Source organism: Catenuloplanes niger, assembly GCF_031458255.1.
GTDB classification, from domain to species: domain Bacteria; phylum Actinomycetota; class Actinomycetes; order Mycobacteriales; family Micromonosporaceae; genus Catenuloplanes; species Catenuloplanes niger.
Genome location: NZ_JAVDYC010000001.1, coordinates 8,144,136 through 8,159,045 on the forward strand (window position 1 = coordinate 8,144,136; position 14,910 = coordinate 8,159,045).

Below are 14,910 nucleotides of genomic sequence, written 5' to 3' on the forward strand. Positions count from 1 at the left end.
GCCCGCAGATGACCAGCCGACGCAACCTGCTGCTGGGCGTGGCCGGGGCCGGGATGCTCGGCGGCCTCGGCGCCGCCGCACCCGCGACCGCCCGCGACGACCGCACCGACGCGGAGATCTACGGCGTGCCCACGGCCGACCCGCTGATCCCGCAGCGGGCCGACCCGTTCATCACGCCGCGGATCAGGGGCAACTACTACTTCACTGCGTCCGTCCCCGAGTACGACCGGCTCATCGTGCGCGGCGCGACCACGATCGCCGGGCTGGCCACCGCGACCGAGTCCGTGGTCTGGCGCCGGCCCGCGACCGGACCGATGGGCGGCCACATCTGGGCGCCGGAACTGCACCGGATCGACGGCCGGTGGTACATCTACTTCGCGGCCGGCGACTCCGACGACGTCTTCCGGATCCGCACGTACGTCCTGGAGTCCCCGCTCGCCGACCCCACCGACCCGGCCGGGTGGACGCTGCGCGGCCGGCTCGCGACCGAATGGGACGGCTTCACGCTGGACGCCACCACGTTCGCGCACCGCGGCCGCCGCTACCTGGTCTGGGCGCAGTCCGAGCCGGAGATCGCGGTCAACTCCAGCCTCTACATCGCGCCGATGGCCAACCCGTGGACGCTCGGCGGCAAACCCACCCGGATCGCCACCCCCACCCGGGACTGGGAGATCCAGGGCTTCCGGGTCAACGAGGGCCCGGCCGTCCTGATCCGCAACGGCCGGGTCTTCGTCACGTTCTCCGCGTCCGCCACCGACGCCCGCTACGCGATGGGCCTGCTCACCGCGTCCGCGTCCGCCGACCTGATGCGCAACGCGTCCTGGACCAAGACACCCGGCCCGGTCTTCACGACCGACGAACGGACCCGGCGGTACGGTCCGGGCCACAACTCGTTCACCGTGGCCGAGGACGGCGTCACCGACGTGCTCGTCTACCACGCCCGCGACTACCGGGACATCACCGGCGACCCGCTCCACGACCCGAACCGGCACACCCGCGTGCAGAAGCTCTACTGGCACGCGGACGGCACCCCGATGTTCGGCATCCCGGTCGGCGCCGGCGGCCCGATCGTGCGGATCTCCCCGGCGGACGCCCGCGGCGCGTTCGTCCACCACGACGGCACCGCGGTCACCGTACCCGTCGCCCCACGCGACCTGGAGCACACCCAGTTCCGCTTCGTCCCCGGCCCGGACGGCACCGAGACGATCCAGACCGTCAGCCACCCCGACCGGCACCTCCAGGTGACCGGCGGCACGGTCACGGTCGCGGCGGGCACCGCACCCACCCCCTTCCGGCGGGTACGCCGCCCCGGCGGCGGCATCGCGCTGCACCTCGCCACCGACCCGGCCGTCCACCTGCGACACGACCGCGGCACGCTGACCACCGGCCCACGGGCCGGCACCTTCGTGCTGAGCTGACCGGCACCCCGGCCGGTCCCCGCCCCGAGCGGCGGGCACCGGCCGGGCGGGACGCCGTGGCGCCCACCCGGCCCGCTCGCCCGCGGAGCCGGCTGCCGTCAGGCGGGCTTGAGGCGTCTGCGCTCGACGATGCTGGTCGCCGTCACCACGCTCAACGGCGGCACGTCCCGCGCGACGACGGCGCCGGCGCCGACGACCGAGCCGCGGCCGATCGTCACGCCCGGGGTGACCGTGACCGCCGCACCGATCCACACGTCGTCCTCGATCACGATGGGTGCGTGGGTGATGAAGTCGTAGCGCTCGCCGAGCTCGACGGGATGCCCGGCCGTACTCAGCGTCACCCGCGGACCGATCATGACGCGGTCGCCGATCGTGATGCCACCGTAGTCGAGGAAGAAGCACCCCTGGTTGATGAACACCCGCTCCCCGAACGCCGCTCCCAGCCCGTAGTCACAGTGGAACGGCGGCAGGACCGACAGCGACTCCGGCACCGGCCCACCGAAGATCTCGGCGAGCACGGCCCGCCGCGCGTCGAGATCGTCGAACGGCAGCGCGTTGAGCCGCGACGACAGGCTCATCGCCAGCTGAACGCGCCGCGCGAACTCCCGCGACTCCGCCGTCCCCGTCCGGACCCGTTGTTCGTTGCGCACCGCCCGATGGTGGCACGGGGCCGGGTGATCAGGTCTGCAGTGCCCGTGCCGCGGTGGACGATGTGGCCGCGAGGCCGGGGCGGGCCGGTACGAAGACGGTGGGCACGCCCAGCGCCTCGTTCATCGCGGCCAGGTCGTGCTCGTGCTGCCAGTCGGTCGAGTTCCGGACCCCGCGGACGATCACGCCGCCGGCCCGCTGCCGGCAGTAGTCCGCGGTCAGCCCGGGCCAGGCGACCACCGACACGGTCGTCCAGTCCGCCGGGAGCAGAGCCCGGATCGCGGTCGCCCGGGCGGCGGCCGGCTGCGACGGCCGCTTGCCGCCGTTGACGGCGACCAGCACCGTGACGTGCGCGAACAGGCGACGCGACCGGTCGACGACGTCGAGGTGGCCGGGGGTGAAGGGGTCGAACGTGCCGGGATGGACCGCGTGGGCGGGGCCGGGACGGGGCATCGCGCCAGCCTAGCTGTGAACCGGTGCACAGACGCTTGCTCGGTGCCCGCGTCGCGGAGTGAGGTCGGTGCATGGCCCTGATCGCGTACGACGATGCCGACGCCGCGGCGTTCGCGCAGACCCGGCACCTGCGGGACGACGGCCTCGCCGGGTGGCGTGCGGCGGTCGGCCGCCACGTCCGTCCCGCTCCCGGGAAACGCCTGCTCGACCTGGGATGCGGCACCGGCAGCTGGACGCGGGCGTTCCGCTCCTGGTGGCCGGCGCTCGACGTGCTGGCGGTGGAACCCGCGGCGGCGATGCGCGAGCGCGCCGTGATCGCGCCGGTCCTGCCCGGTGCCGCCGACGACATCCCCGCCGCGCACGCGAGCCTGGACGCCGTGTGGCTCTCCACCGTCGTACACCACATCCCCGACCTGGAGGCGGCGGCCCGGGAGATCCGGCGGGTGCTGAAGCCGGGTGCGCCGGTGCTGATCCGGTCCGCGTTCGCCGGCCGGCACGAGGCGATCCACCTGTTCCGCTGGTTCCCGGAGGCGGTCGCGGTGCTCGACGGCTATCCGAGCGTCGCCGGCGTCGAGGCGGCGTTCGCCACCGCCGGATTCGGCACCGCGGCCTGCGAACCGGTCGCGCAGGTGTCCGCCCGGTCGGTGGCCGAGGCGGCCGCCACGCTCCGGCGCGCCGCGCACACCCCACTGCAACTGATCAGCGACGAGGCGTACGCGGCCGGCGTCGCCCGGCTGACCGAGGCCGCGCGCACCGGCTCCGGCCCGGTCGTCGACACGCTCGACCTGCTGGTGCTGCGCTGAGCCGCGGCCGGCGGCGACCGCCCTCGGTGCTGCTCCCGCGCCGCCGGTCCAGTCGCGGTCCAGTCGGTGCCGGCAGGCTCTGCCGCAGCGGTCACCGCCGGTCGGAAGGCGGTCGGCCGCGACGAAGGAGGAGCACCGTGAAACCGTTCATCACTGCCGCCGCCACCGCACTCGCCCTGATCGCCGTCCCGTCGCCGGCCGCCGCGTTCGGTGCGGAGACGTTCGGCTGCCGCGTCTCGCCGGGCCCGGTCGTGCCGTTCACCCCCGCGTGCACGAACCTGCACCTCCACCGGAACGTGCAGGTCGGCTTCCTGGTCGACAACCTCAGCGGAAGCTACACGTTCTCCTGGGACGTCACCGGCCCGTACTCCTCGGTGGTCAGCGGTTGCACCGCGACGTCGGCGAGCTGCACGGTCGCGGTCAGCGCCGTCACCGACAAGGAGATCGTGGCCTGGGTGACCTACGCCCAGAACGGCCAGTCCGCCTCGAGACGCGCGTCCGCCACCATCAACGCGGTGTGCGCCGAGTTCTGCTGACCTGCCCCGGCGGCGCCGTCCGTGCGCGCTGTCCGGTCCTGCGGACCAGCAGACAGCCGTACGGCGGTTCCGTACCCTCGGCGGGGGTGCTGCCCTCGAAGACCTCCGCGAACCCGGCGCCGCGGAACCGGTCCCGCATCTCCCGCGCCGAGAGCCAGTACCGCGGCATCCATCCCCGCGGACCCCTTCCGTCCCCGACCACCGCGGCCGCGAACCCACCCCGGGCGAGTCCGGCAAGCCGTCGCCGTCCGATGCGGAGACGCGGTGGTCGGATGAGGTCACCCACGATGGTGTCCCGCCAACCAGAACGATCAACGTCCTGCAGCCCGGGGCCTCGCGGTGGACCTCCGGCGAGTACAGCAAGATTTGCGGGACCCGGGTCGAGCTCGAGGAGTGGGCCGCGCGGGAGCTGTCCGCCCGTGTCGAGCCATGCCCGCTGTGCCTCTGACACCGCCGGCGAACGTCGCGATACCGCCCACGATGCCGGCGCGGCGTCCGCGCACCGGTGGATTGACCCCGGCCGCCCGGTCGGCGATGCAGGGCAGCACCGCGGCAGGGTTCGGGCGGGTGCGTGGTTCTCATGTTCGGTGCTCGGTCCGGTTCGCCGGCTGGCGGAGCGCCAGCCACAGCGGCAGGCCGCAGCTGGGGCCCACCAGCACGGTGGCGGCTGTCACGACCGTCCTGATGCGGCGGTCACGCGTGTCCCGCAGCACGCTGACCAGCACCGTGACGGCGCAGAGGATGACGTCGAGCGCGAAGAAGACGGCTCCCGGTGAGCCGAACGCCTCTCGCGTCAGCTCGACCGGGTCGGGGCCGTGCCGGCTGATGAAGATCCCCAGCGCCGTGTAGGGAACGATCGTGCCGAGGGCTGCGAGACCCCAGTAGACCCGTCGTGGCAGCATTCGCGTCGCCTCTCGCCGGTGTGGACGTCGGTCAAGGCCGCGTGCGGCCGGTCACCGGCGGGCCGTCTCGCGTCCCGCCGGGCGACGGTGACGCGGTCGAGCGGAGATCCGCCGATCGTGGAACACGCCGGTGGTGGGCGGTCCGGTTCAGAGGACGCCCTGGTGGCGGGCGAGATGGCGGGTGAGGACGGCGAGGTATCCGTCGGCGTCGTGCGCGGCGAGGAGGCGGGCGAGGTCCTCGTGCTCGTCGAGCGCCTCGTCGGGCTTCAGGCCGCCGACCGTGAAGACCTGGTGGAAGAGGCGCAGCTGACGGTCGCGCAACAGGTCGTAGAAGTGGGCGGCGATGCGGTTGCCGGACAGCGTGATCACCGCGCCGTGGAAGTCGCAGTCCGCGACCACGTACGCGTTCAGGTCGTCGGAGTCGAGCGCCTCGCGCTGGTAGCCGAGCGGGGTGCGGAGCGCCGCAGCGATCCGGGCCGGGTCGACGCGGTCGGCGACGACGCGGGCGGCGGCGGTGCGCTCCAGGGCGCCGCGCATCTCCAGCACGTCGCGGGCCTCGCCCGGCGGGATCGCGGTCACCACCGCGCCCTGCCGGCTGGAGAGGGTCAGCAACCGTTCCGCCTCCAGGCGAAGAAACGCCTCGTGCACGGGGGTGCGGCTGAGCTCCAGCTCAGCACAGATCTGACCCTCGCTGAGCCGCGCGCCACCGGCCAGCTCGCCGCGGATGATGCGCTCCTTCATGTACGCGTACGCGCGCTCGGCCGCCGTCATCCCGTCACCCTATCGCGACCTACCGACAACCAAAATCAAGATCATTTCACGGTACGCGAGGCGCCGCGCGACCCGGTCGGCGGAGCACCCCCACGGATCGTCCCGGTCCGGCCGGCAGCGCCGACGTGCCGACGGCGGAACGAACCGCGGGCACACGGTGCCCCGCCCCGCCCCGCTCCGGCGAAAGCGCGGCCCCGGCGACGACACGCCGGCGGCCCCGCGCGGTGGACGAGCCGACCCGGCGGCCGGCCGTGGCGGCCCCGCGTGGCGGAACGCGGTTACCCGGCGGCTGGCCGGCTGTGGCGGGCCCGTGTGGCGGAACGCGGTGATCCGGCGGCCGGCCGTGGTGGCCCCGCGTGGCGGAGGCCCCGATCCCGCGGTCGGCCGCGGTGGCCCGGGCGGCGACGGCGCCGCGTGCCGCCCGGCACCGTCGCAGGTCGGCGTCGCGCCACCCCCGAACGTGGCGCGCAGCGAACCCACCCGGCCGGCCGCCCGCACGCACCGGCCGGACGCCCGGCCGTTCCGCCGCCCGGTCGCCGTAGCAGCGTCCGACCTGAACCGGGGTTGAGGTCAAGGGTTGTCGATCGCCTTGATCAGGGCGGCCCGCGCGGCCTCGTCGTCGATCGTCGCGGTGCCGTCGCCGTCCTGGTCGCCGTACGCGCCGAACTGGGAGTGGTTCATGCCCTCGATCTCGACGAAGGTCGCGCCGGCCGGCAGCAGGTGAGCCGCTTCCCGGATGTCCTCCGGCGTGCTGAAGCCGTCCCGCGAGCCGCCGATGCTGAGCACCGGGAGCGCCGTGCCGGAGAGGTCGTCGTTGCAGTACGACCCGAGCAGCAGCAGCCCGGCCACCCGGCCCGGCTCGTTCGCCGCGTACGTGCAGGCCCGGACGCCGCCGAGCGAGTGCCCGCCGACTCCCCACCGGGTCACCTCGGGTGCGAGCGCGGTGAACTCGGCCAGGTCGCGGCGCTCCAGGATCGCGAACCGCAGCGGCGGACGCACGATGATCACGGTCGAACCGGCCGTGACCAGCGGCGCGAGCGTCCACGCGTAGGCCTCGGCCTCGACCCGCGCGCCGGGGACGAACACGATCCCGTCACCGGTCGACGCCACGGCCGGTCGCATGATCAGCGCGTCCCCGGTGTCCTCGACCTCCGCGGCGACCTCGGCGAACCGGGCCGGGTCCGCCCGCAGCGGCGTAGCGAGTCGTGCGCCGGCCACCACGATCGCGACCACGACCAGCGCCGCGATCCCGCCGAGCGTCCACCACAGCGCGCGGCGGCGCTTCCGTACCGGTGGCGCCTGGTTCTCCGGTTCTTCCCCAGCGTCCATGATCAACCCGTCCTCGCCCGGGGCCGCCCGCGACGCGCCGCCCACCGGAGGAAGATCATGTCATTCGCGCACGTCCGCCGGCCCGGTAGCCGTCGGCAACCCGGCCGTGATCCACGCCTCCACGCCGCCCTCCAGGTCGGTGGCCCGGTGCAGGCCGATCGCCCGCAGGCTCGCCGCCGCCAGACTCGAGCTGTAACCCTGCCGGCACACCACCACGATCGGCACGTCGTAACCGGTCGCCTCCGGGATCCGGCTCGCCGACGCCGGATCGAGCCGCCACTCCAGCACGGTCCGGTCGATGACGATCGCACCCGGCAGGTCACCCTGCCGTGCCCGCTGCCGGTCCGTCCGCGTGTCGATCAGCAGCGCACCCGCCGCCACCGCCCCGGGTACCTCCCGCGCCGCCAGCCGCCGCATCCCGTGCCGGGCCCGCGCCAGCAGCTCGTCCACCCCACCGACCACCGTCGTCATCCCACGATCATGCCCGGCGTCCGCGCACGTCACCCGCCGGGGCGCGCACTACCGTGTCGGCAATGGACTGCTACACCTGCCGGCACAATCGGGCGGCCGGCACGCTGCCGCCGCGTGAGCTGATCGTCGCGGACCGGCACTGGCGGGTCGCCCACGCCTTCGACTCGGCACTGCCCGGCTGGCTGGTCCTCGTCCCGCTCCGGCACGTCGAGGCGATCGCCGACCTGACCGACGCGGAAGCGGCCGGCCTCGGTGTCTGGCAGGTGCGGCTGTCCCGGGCGCTGCGCGCCGTGACCGGCTGCGCGAAGACCTATCTGGTGCAGTTCGCCGAGCGGGAAGGCTTCGCCCACGTGCACTTCCACGTGGTCCCGCGCATGCCCGACCTCCCGGCGGACCGCCGCGGCCCGGGTGTCTTCGGCTATCTCGGCACGCCCGATAACGACCGGGTCGCCCCACCGGCCCAGGACGCTCTCGCCGCGGCCCTGCGCACCCACCTGACACCGGCACCCGTCGACGACGGCCCGGCCTGACGGGACAGCCGGCGACCCGCGAGGCCCGGCGCACGCGGAATATCGTTCCGCGCGCCGTAGCCCGGCCGGCCGGAAGCGCCGGCCGGCCGGAAGCGCCGGCCGGCCGGGAACGGGCGGCGGTCGGTCAGAAGCGGGAGCGGCGGCGGGACGTGCGGCGCGACGACGTGCCCACGGTGCGCCAGGCGAGGAACGCGCCGCCGGCCACCACCACCGCGATCAGCCCGAGGACCAGGTTCTGGTTCGACTGGATGGTCTGGGTCTCGGCGACCTCGTCGAGCGCCCGGCTGCTGGCCTTCGACGGCGACGCCGCCGGGTTCGGCGCGGTGGGCAGCGCCTCGAAGTCGACCAGGTCGCTGGACTCCAGCAACGTCAGGTGGGTGGCCACGAACTGGTTGGCCTGCTGCGCCAGCCGCCGCACGGTGTCGTTGCGGGTGCTGGCCCGGATCGTCGCGATCGCCGGGAAGATCTTGCCGTGGGCCGCGCGGAGCCGGTCGATGTAGATCTGGTCGAACTCCTCGCCCTCGGCCTCCTCCATCTCGTCGAGCCAGCCCTGCTGGTCCTTGTTCGGCTTGTTCGGCAGCTTGATGTCGAGCTTCTCGGCGGCGTCCCGGGCGAGCTGGTCCAGCACCTCGTGCTGTTCCGCGATGTCCTTGCCGATCTCGCGGATCCGCAAGTTCTCGGACTTCTCCTGCGCCATCTCGCCGGCCGGGATCTCCCACAGCCCGGCCAGCCGCACCTTGACCACCAGGTCGATGTCCGCGTCGGTGACCTCACCGGTGGCGGTGTCCGGGATCAGTTCACCGGGCGGCACCGGGACGCCGGGTTCCGCGGCCTGGGCCGCCGCCGACTGCATGAGCACCAGACCGGCCGACACGATCAACGAGCCCGACACACGTCGCCACCACAACACGGGTCCTCCTCGACACCGACACACCGACACACCGAACTGCACCGCACACCGACACACCCTGGTGGCGATGAGTACGCACAGAATCCGCACAGGGATCAACGTCGGTGCGAAAAACAAGAGGCCTAAGGCCCTAAGGTCGATGCGTGCGGAAGATCCTGCAGCGGACGCTCGGCGGTCCCGAGGTGCTGGAGTGGGTGGCGGCGGACCGGCCGGAGCCGGGGCCGGCCGAGATCCAGGTCGAGGTGCGGGCGGCCGGCGTGAACCCGGTCGACTGGAAGGTGCGGGCCGGCGGCGGCTACCTGGGCACGCCGCCGTTCACGGTGGGCTGGGAGGCGGCCGGGGTCGTCACCGCGGTCGGACCGGGCGTCACCCGGTTCGTACCCGGTGATGAGGTTTTCGGGCTTTTCCGGTTCCCGAAGGAGGCGGGCGCGTACGCGGAGTACGTCACCGGCCCGGCCCGGCACTTCGCGCACCGGCCGCGGGCGATGACCATGACCGAGGCGGGTGGCCTGGCGCTGGCCGGACTGACCGCGTGGCAGGTGCTGGTCGACACCGCCCGGGTGCGGGCCGGCCAGCGCGTCCTGATCCCGGCCGCGGCCGGTGGTTTCGGTCACCTGGCCGTGCAGATCGCCAAGGCCCGCGGCGCGCACGTGATCGGGACGTCGAGGGCGGACAAGCACGCACTGGTACGCGAGTTCGGCGCGGACGAGGTGATCGACTACCGCGACACGGACGTCGGCGACGTGGTGCGTGACGTCGACCTGGCGATCGGCGTCGTGGCCGGTCAGGTGTCGTCGCTGGTCAGGACGCTGCGGCCGGGCGGGATGCTGCTGACGCTGAACGGTGCGGACACCGCGGCGTCGGTCGCCGCGGGTGGCCGGTTCCTGCTGGCCGAGCCGGACCGGGCCGGCCTCGAGGAGCTGGCGGAACTGGTCGACGAGGGCCTGCTGCGGGTGCACGTCGACCGGGTGCTGCCGCTGTCCGAGGCGGCTGAGGCGCACCGGGCCGGGGAGGCCGGCCGTACCGTGGGAAAGATCGTTCTGGTGCCGTGAGGGGTCACTGGATTGGGGCCGGGGCGGGTCCGGCCAGTACAGTTCCCGGACGTGAGTGGAGCAGGTCTGGATCCGGAACGGCTGGCGGTGTGCCTGGAGGTCCTCGCGGAGGCTGAGGCGCTGCCGCCGGAGCACCCGGACGCGGTGGCGGTGCGGCGGGCGACCGCCGGGCTGTTCAAGACGGTCAAGCTGGCGCGGCGCAAGGAGCGGCGGGACGCGGTGCTGGCCGCGGACCGGGCGGTGACCGAGGCGACCGCGACCGGCGCGCCCGGCCGGATCGACGACGAGACCGCGGGGCTGCCGCTGCAGAGCCGGACGCAGGGGCGCACCGCGGGCGTCCTGAAGCAGCCGCGCGGCTGTTACGTGTGCAAGCAGCGGTACACGCAGGTCGACTCGTGGTACCACCAGCTCTGCCCGACGTGCGCCGAGCTCAACCACAGCCGGCGGGACGCGCGCACCGACCTGACCGGCCGGAACGCGCTGCTCACCGGCGGGCGCGCCAAGATCGGCATGTACATCGCGCTGCGCCTGCTGCGGGACGGCGCGCACACCACGATCACCACCCGGTTCCCGCACGACGCGGTGCGGCGCTTCGCCGCGATGCCGGACAGCGGCGACTGGCTGCACCGGCTGCGCATCGTCGGCATCGACCTGCGGGACCCGGCCCAGGTGGTCGCGCTGGCCGACTCGGTCGCGGCCCGCGGGCCGCTCGACATCCTGATCAACAACGCGGCCCAGACGGTACGGCGTCCGCCCGGTAGCTACGCGGCGATCACGGCGGCGGAGGCCGAGCCGCTGCCCGCGGGCCCGCTGCCGGAGATGGAGTTCCTCGGCGGGCGGTCCCCGGCCGGCGAGCTGACCGGCGGCGTGCCGACCGTCAGCGCGCACAACGTGACCGCGCTCGCGCTGACCGCCGGGTCCACGCTGATCGACGCGGGCGGCCTGGTGCCGGACACCGCGCCGACGAACAGCTGGAGCGACCGGGTGCACGAGGTGCCGGCGATGGAGCTGCTCGAAGTGCAGCTGTGCAACGTGACGGCGCCGTTCATCCTGGTCAGCCGCCTGCGTGAGGCGATGACCCGATCCAAGCACCCACGCCGGTACGTGGTGAACGTCTCCGCGATGGAGGGCGTGTTCACCCGCGGCTACAAGGGCGCCGGCCACCCGCACACGAACATGGCGAAGGCCTCGCTGAACATGCTGACCCGCACCAGCGCGGACGACCTGTTCACCGACGGCATCCTGATGACCAGCGTGGACACCGGCTGGATCACGGACGAGCGGCCGCACCCGACGAAGCTGCGGCTGCACGAGGAGGGCTTTCACGCGCCGCTCGACCTGGTGGACGGCGCGGCGCGCGTCTACGACCCGATCGTGCGCGGCGAGCTGGGCGAGGACGTGTACGGGTGTTTTCTGAAGGACTACGCTCCCGCTGCGTGGTAGCCGGGGTGGCCGCGGATATTCTGATATGTCCGGCTCGGCGCGGATCGACCCGCCCGCGCCACCCGGCCGGTGCGTCCGCCGGCCCGGAGTGATCGTCGCCGTCCCGGCCCGACTCGAACGGCGTGCTGACAGGGATGGGAGGTGACGGCGATGGTGGCGACGCTGCAACCGGGTGATCACGTGTGCTGGACGATCGGCACCGACGACGAGCAGCTGCGCGTGACCGCGCGGTGCGTCGCCGACGGCCTCGCCCGCCGGCACCGGATCGTGTACCTCACGCACAGCCTGTTACCGCAGGCCGTGGCCGCCGGCCTGGACGCGCGCGGGGTGCCGGTCGCCGAGGCCGTCGCGGCCGGCCAGCTGCGGATCACCTCGTCGTCCGGCGGCTACCTGGCGACCGGCCGGTTCGACGCGGCCGCGATGCCCGCCGTCTGGGCGGCCGAGCAGGCGGTGACCCGGGCCGCGGGCTGGGCCGGGCTCCGCGCGATCGGTGACATGGCGTGGGCCGCGTCCCGCCTTCCCGGATCCGAGGACCTCGCCGGGTACGAGGCGGGCGTCAACCGGGTCTTCGCCGAGGGATACGCGATGGCGCTCTGCCTGTACGACCGGCGCCTGTTCACCGCCGCGGAACTCGCGCCGATCATGGCGGCGCACCCGTGCACCAAGGGTCCCGGGGCCGACGAGGCCGAGTGGGAGCCGGCCCTGCGCATGCGGATCTCGGCCACGCCACCGCGGTTGACGCTGCGCGGCGAGATCGACGCGTCCAACCGGCACGCGGTCGCGGCGATGCTGGACACGCTGGCCGAGGACGCCGCGGCCGCCGGGACCGCGGCGGAGGTCGACCTGTCCGAGGCCGCGGTCTACGACGTCGCCACGATCACCCGGCTGGTCCGGGACGGGCGGCGCACGTACCGGCTCGTCGGCGAGTCGCCGCAGCTCACCAAGCTGATCAGGCTGCTGGCCGTGCGCTCGCCCTACGCCGGGGGACCGGCATGACCGGGACCGGGCTGTGCCACGAGGCACTCCTCTACGACAGCGACACCGCCTACTGCGACGCGGTCCTGCCGTTCCTCCGCGACGGCCTGGCCGACGGCGACGCGCTCGTCGCCGCGGTGCGCACGGACCACACGGCGCTGCTGCGCGACGCACTCGGTGCGGACGCGGCGCAGGTCATGTTCATCGACCGGGAGGAGTGGTACCGGCGGCCCGCCGTCACCATCGCCGGCTGGCGCGGCCTGCTCGCGCAGGCCCAGGCCCGCGGCCACGGGCGGGCCCGGATCGTCGGCGAGGTTGTGTTCGGCGGCGTCGACAGACACCGCTCCTGGACGCGGTACGAGTCGGCGGTCAACGCGCTGTTCGCGGACGCCCCCGCGTGGATCGTCTGCCCGTACGACACCCGCGTGCTGCCCGACCAGGTCGTCGCGGACGCCCACCGTACCCATCCGGTGGTCCGCGACCCCGACCGCCGGGACAGCACCGGCTACCGCCCACCCGCCGCGCTGCTGCCCGAACTGCCCGAGGACCCGCCACCGGTCACCGGCCCACCCGCCGCCGACCTGGTCCTGCGCGACGTCTCCGAGCTGGGCGCGATCCGGCGCACCGTGCGCGCGGTCGCGTCCGGCTGGCCCGACGACCCGCTCGACGACCTGCTGCTGGTCGCCACCGAGATCGCCATCAACGGCCTCCGCCACGGCTCCGGCCAACGCCACCTGCGCCTCTGGCGCGCGGACGACACCATCGTCTGCGAGGTCTCCGACGACGGCCCCGGCCCACCGGACCCCCTGGTCGGCTACGGCCCACCACCGGACGACAGCCTGGGCGGCCGCGGCCTCTGGCTGGTCCGCCAACTCTGCGACGCCATGGCCATCTCCACCACCGCCGGCCGCACCCACGTCCGCGTCGCGATGACCGCCACCTGACCCGCCGTCACGGACGTCCTGAATGCGGTCCTGTCCCGCCGGATCAGGTTCCCGATCTTCCCGACGCCTCCGTGGCGCTCTTGGGGCGGCCCTGCGGGTTTGACGTGTGGTGAGCAGGGCGGCAGGCTGGCCGGGTGATCACTGATGTCGACATCGCCCTGGTGGGCGGCGGGGGAGCGGCCTCGCTCGTGCTGGCCGCGCTCGGGCGGGCCGGGGTGGACGGGCTCCGGGTGGCGATCGTCGATCCGGTGCACAAGCGGGGGCAGGATCGGACGTGGGCGTTCTGGGGGGAGCCGGGAACGTTCCTCGATCCGCTGCTCAGCGCGAGCTGGGACGAGGTCGACGTGGTCACGCCGGCCCGGCGGCGGGTGTTGCGGCTGGCGCCGCTGCGGTATGCGATGTTGCGGTCGGCGCCGCTGTACGAGCTGGCGGCCGAGGCGGAGAAGCGCCTGGACGCGGTCCGGGTCACCGCGCCCGCGGGTGCGGTGCAGGACGACGGCGAGCGGGTCACGGTGACGGGGCCGGACGGGGTGCCGCTGGTGCGGGCCGGGTGGGTGCTGGACTCTCGGCCGCGGAAGCCGGAGCGGCCGGGGCTGACCACGTGGCTGCAGCACTTCCGGGGGTGGTGGCTGGAGGCGGACCGGGCGACGTTCGAGCCGGGACGGGCCGTCCTGATGGACTTCCGGACGCCGCAGCCGGAGCGCGGGATCTCGTTCGGGTACGTGCTGCCGGTCAGTGACCGGTTCGCGCTGATCGAGTACACGGAGTTCTCGCCCGCGACGCTGAGCGGTGACGCCTACGACGAGGCGCTGCGTGCGTACGCCGGGCTGCTCGGTCTGGATCTGCGTGCGCTGCGGGTGCGGGAGGTCGAGGACGGGGTGATCCCGATGACGGACGGGCCGTTCGTGTCCCGGCCGTCGCCGCGCGTGGTGCGGCTCGGGACGGCGGGCGGGGCGACGCGGCCGTCGACCGGATACACGTTCTCGGCGATGGCGCGGCAGGCGGACGACATCGCGCGGGCGCTCGCGGACGGGCGGCCGCCGGTGCCGGCGCCGCCGTATCCGGCGCGGCATCTGTGGATGGACGCGGTGCAGTTGCGGGCGCTGGACCGGGGGCTGACCGACGGGGTCGCGTTCTTCGACCGGCTCTTCGACCGGAATCCGGCCGACCGCGTGCTGCGGTTCCTCGACGGCACCACGACCTGGCGGGAGGATCTCATGCTGATGGCGTCCAGCCCGACGCTGCCGATGACGCGCGCCGCGTTCGAGCACGCCGTGCACCGCGTCCGCCGCTGACCCGTACCCGCCCCCTTGACCCGGTGCCGGGAACACGCCGTCGACTGGGCGTGACGCGAGGGGCGGGGGAGACATGACCCGGCGGAGAGTCGCCGCGGACGGGTTGCCGCACCGGCCGTACCTGCTCAGCCTTCGGCCGGCGAAGGGCCGGCTGGACGACGACAGCGCCGCGGTGCGCGGGCCGCGGCGCTGGTTCGACGTGCTGGAGCGGCGGCGGCCGAGGGGACCGGCTCGCGGCCGCCGGTGTGATCGCGGTTGACCGTCGCGGGCTGCTGACCCCGATCCTCGGCGAGCGGATCACCGACCCGAGCCGGCACGGGACCTCCGCGCTCGGGTGCGCGATGCGGTGCGCCGGGAGGTGCCCGTCGCGGAGGCCGTGCCGGCCGTCGACGGGATCGTGAGCACCGTCTTGTGGGGACGCCGCACCGCG

At 74.1% G+C, this 14,910-nt stretch carries 17 protein-coding genes; 10 read left to right on the forward strand and 7 right to left on the reverse strand.

Annotated elements, in window-relative coordinates:
• The first annotated feature begins 8 nt into the window (after positions 1 to 8).
• Positions 9 to 1,418 (forward strand): family 43 glycosylhydrolase, encoded by a 1,410-nt coding sequence (locus tag J2S44_RS35825; protein ID WP_310423486.1) that lies wholly within the window; start codon positions 9 to 11, stop codon positions 1,416 to 1,418.
• Positions 1,419 to 1,516: 98 nt separating this feature from the next.
• On the opposite strand, the gene J2S44_RS35830 is transcribed toward J2S44_RS35825, so the two are convergent.
• Positions 1,517 to 2,068, reverse strand: a complete 552-nt coding sequence (locus J2S44_RS35830) for a sugar O-acetyltransferase (protein ID WP_310423488.1) — start codon at positions 2,066 to 2,068, stop codon at positions 1,517 to 1,519.
• Between the two features lie 28 nt (positions 2,069 to 2,096).
• Positions 2,097 to 2,519: a pantetheine-phosphate adenylyltransferase gene (coaD, locus tag J2S44_RS35835; protein WP_310423491.1), complete on the reverse strand. Its 423-nt coding sequence runs from the start codon at positions 2,517 to 2,519 to the stop codon at positions 2,097 to 2,099.
• 71 nt (positions 2,520 to 2,590) lie between these two features.
• Between coaD and J2S44_RS35840 the strand changes: the two genes are divergently transcribed.
• Both J2S44_RS35840 and J2S44_RS35845 read left to right on the forward strand, forming a co-directional pair.
• Positions 2,591 to 3,322 carry a class I SAM-dependent methyltransferase gene (locus J2S44_RS35840; protein ID WP_310423494.1) on the forward strand — a complete coding sequence of 244 codons (732 nt, stop codon included), beginning with the start codon at positions 2,591 to 2,593 and terminating at the stop codon, positions 3,320 to 3,322.
• A 137-nt stretch (positions 3,323 to 3,459) separates the two neighbouring features.
• Complete coding sequence (locus J2S44_RS35845) at positions 3,460 to 3,858, forward strand: hypothetical protein (RefSeq protein WP_310423496.1); 399 nt, start codon at positions 3,460 to 3,462, stop codon at positions 3,856 to 3,858.
• Between the two features lie 578 nt (positions 3,859 to 4,436).
• Here the strand turns inward: J2S44_RS35845 and J2S44_RS35850 are convergent.
• The 4 genes from J2S44_RS35850 to J2S44_RS35865 all read right to left on the reverse strand — a co-directional run bounded on the left by J2S44_RS35850 (position 4,437) and on the right by J2S44_RS35865 (position 7,331).
• Positions 4,437 to 4,760, reverse strand: coding sequence for a DUF2834 domain-containing protein (locus J2S44_RS35850; RefSeq protein ID WP_310423499.1), 324 nt, complete (start codon positions 4,758 to 4,760; stop codon positions 4,437 to 4,439).
• Positions 4,761 to 4,907: 147 nt separating this feature from the next.
• Positions 4,908 to 5,531 carry a GntR family transcriptional regulator gene (locus J2S44_RS35855; protein WP_310423501.1) on the reverse strand — a complete coding sequence of 208 codons (624 nt, stop codon included), beginning with the start codon at positions 5,529 to 5,531 and terminating at the stop codon, positions 4,908 to 4,910.
• A 570-nt stretch (positions 5,532 to 6,101) separates the two neighbouring features.
• Positions 6,102 to 6,860: an alpha/beta hydrolase gene (locus J2S44_RS35860; protein ID WP_310423503.1), complete on the reverse strand. Its 759-nt coding sequence runs from the start codon at positions 6,858 to 6,860 to the stop codon at positions 6,102 to 6,104.
• Between the two features lie 60 nt (positions 6,861 to 6,920).
• Positions 6,921 to 7,331, reverse strand: a complete 411-nt coding sequence (locus J2S44_RS35865; protein ID WP_310423507.1) for a rhodanese-like domain-containing protein — start codon at positions 7,329 to 7,331, stop codon at positions 6,921 to 6,923.
• A gap of 62 nt (positions 7,332 to 7,393) precedes the next feature.
• On the opposite strand from J2S44_RS35865, the gene J2S44_RS35870 reads away from it, so the two are divergent.
• On the forward strand, positions 7,394 to 7,861 hold the full coding sequence (locus J2S44_RS35870; RefSeq protein WP_310423509.1) for an HIT family protein: 468 nt from the start codon (positions 7,394 to 7,396) through the stop codon (positions 7,859 to 7,861).
• Between the two features lie 124 nt (positions 7,862 to 7,985).
• On the opposite strand, the gene J2S44_RS35875 is transcribed toward J2S44_RS35870, so the two are convergent.
• Positions 7,986 to 8,753 carry a DUF4142 domain-containing protein gene (locus J2S44_RS35875; protein ID WP_310423511.1) on the reverse strand — a complete coding sequence of 256 codons (768 nt, stop codon included), beginning with the start codon at positions 8,751 to 8,753 and terminating at the stop codon, positions 7,986 to 7,988.
• A 161-nt stretch (positions 8,754 to 8,914) separates the two neighbouring features.
• Here J2S44_RS35875 and J2S44_RS35880 point away from each other — a divergent pair, with 161 nt between their 5' ends.
• From J2S44_RS35880 to J2S44_RS35905, 6 genes are all read left to right on the forward strand, one after another.
• The gene (locus J2S44_RS35880) at positions 8,915 to 9,823 is read left to right on the forward strand and encodes an NADP-dependent oxidoreductase (protein ID WP_310423515.1); all 909 of its coding nucleotides are present in this window, start codon (positions 8,915 to 8,917) and stop codon (positions 9,821 to 9,823) included.
• 51 nt (positions 9,824 to 9,874) lie between these two features.
• Positions 9,875 to 11,266: an SDR family NAD(P)-dependent oxidoreductase gene (locus J2S44_RS35885; protein WP_310423517.1), complete on the forward strand. Its 1,392-nt coding sequence runs from the start codon at positions 9,875 to 9,877 to the stop codon at positions 11,264 to 11,266.
• A gap of 150 nt (positions 11,267 to 11,416) precedes the next feature.
• Positions 11,417 to 12,262: an MEDS domain-containing protein gene (locus tag J2S44_RS35890; RefSeq protein WP_310430084.1), complete on the forward strand. Its 846-nt coding sequence runs from the start codon at positions 11,417 to 11,419 to the stop codon at positions 12,260 to 12,262.
• Entirely contained in the window at positions 12,259 to 13,185 is a 927-nt protein-coding gene (locus J2S44_RS35895; RefSeq protein WP_310423520.1) for an anti-sigma factor RsbA family regulatory protein, read from the forward strand. The genes J2S44_RS35890 and J2S44_RS35895 overlap by 4 nt, the downstream gene beginning before the upstream one ends.
• Before the next feature lie 134 nt (positions 13,186 to 13,319).
• Complete coding sequence (locus J2S44_RS35900) at positions 13,320 to 14,480, forward strand: lycopene cyclase family protein (protein ID WP_310423523.1); 1,161 nt, start codon at positions 13,320 to 13,322, stop codon at positions 14,478 to 14,480.
• Positions 14,481 to 14,553: 73 nt separating this feature from the next.
• Entirely contained in the window at positions 14,554 to 14,739 is a 186-nt protein-coding gene (locus J2S44_RS35905) for a hypothetical protein (RefSeq protein ID WP_310423526.1), read from the forward strand.
• The last annotated feature ends 171 nt before the right edge of the window (positions 14,740 to 14,910 follow it).

Bases quoted from the DNA above. Each gene is read 5' to 3' on its own strand.
- coaD (WP_310423491.1), bottom strand. From the start codon at position 2,519: ATGCCCCGTCCCGGCCCCGCCCACGCGGTCCATCCCGGCACGTTCGAC.
- J2S44_RS35905 (WP_310423526.1), top strand. From the start codon at position 14,554: ATGACCCGGCGGAGAGTCGCCGCGGACGGGTTGCCGCACCGGCCGTAC.
- J2S44_RS35890 (WP_310430084.1), top strand. From the start codon at position 11,417: ATGGTGGCGACGCTGCAACCGGGTGATCACGTGTGCTGGACGATCGGC.
- J2S44_RS35865 (WP_310423507.1), bottom strand. From the start codon at position 7,331: ATGACGACGGTGGTCGGTGGGGTGGACGAGCTGCTGGCGCGGGCCCGG.
- J2S44_RS35850 (WP_310423499.1), bottom strand. From the start codon at position 4,760: ATGCTGCCACGACGGGTCTACTGGGGTCTCGCAGCCCTCGGCACGATC.
- J2S44_RS35860 (WP_310423503.1), bottom strand. From the start codon at position 6,860: ATGGACGCTGGGGAAGAACCGGAGAACCAGGCGCCACCGGTACGGAAG.
- J2S44_RS35840 (WP_310423494.1), top strand. From the start codon at position 2,591: ATGGCCCTGATCGCGTACGACGATGCCGACGCCGCGGCGTTCGCGCAG.
- J2S44_RS35895 (WP_310423520.1), top strand. From the start codon at position 12,259: ATGACCGGGACCGGGCTGTGCCACGAGGCACTCCTCTACGACAGCGAC.
- J2S44_RS35825 (WP_310423486.1), top strand. From the start codon at position 9: ATGACCAGCCGACGCAACCTGCTGCTGGGCGTGGCCGGGGCCGGGATG.
- J2S44_RS35870 (WP_310423509.1), top strand. From the start codon at position 7,394: ATGGACTGCTACACCTGCCGGCACAATCGGGCGGCCGGCACGCTGCCG.
- J2S44_RS35855 (WP_310423501.1), bottom strand. From the start codon at position 5,531: ATGACGGCGGCCGAGCGCGCGTACGCGTACATGAAGGAGCGCATCATC.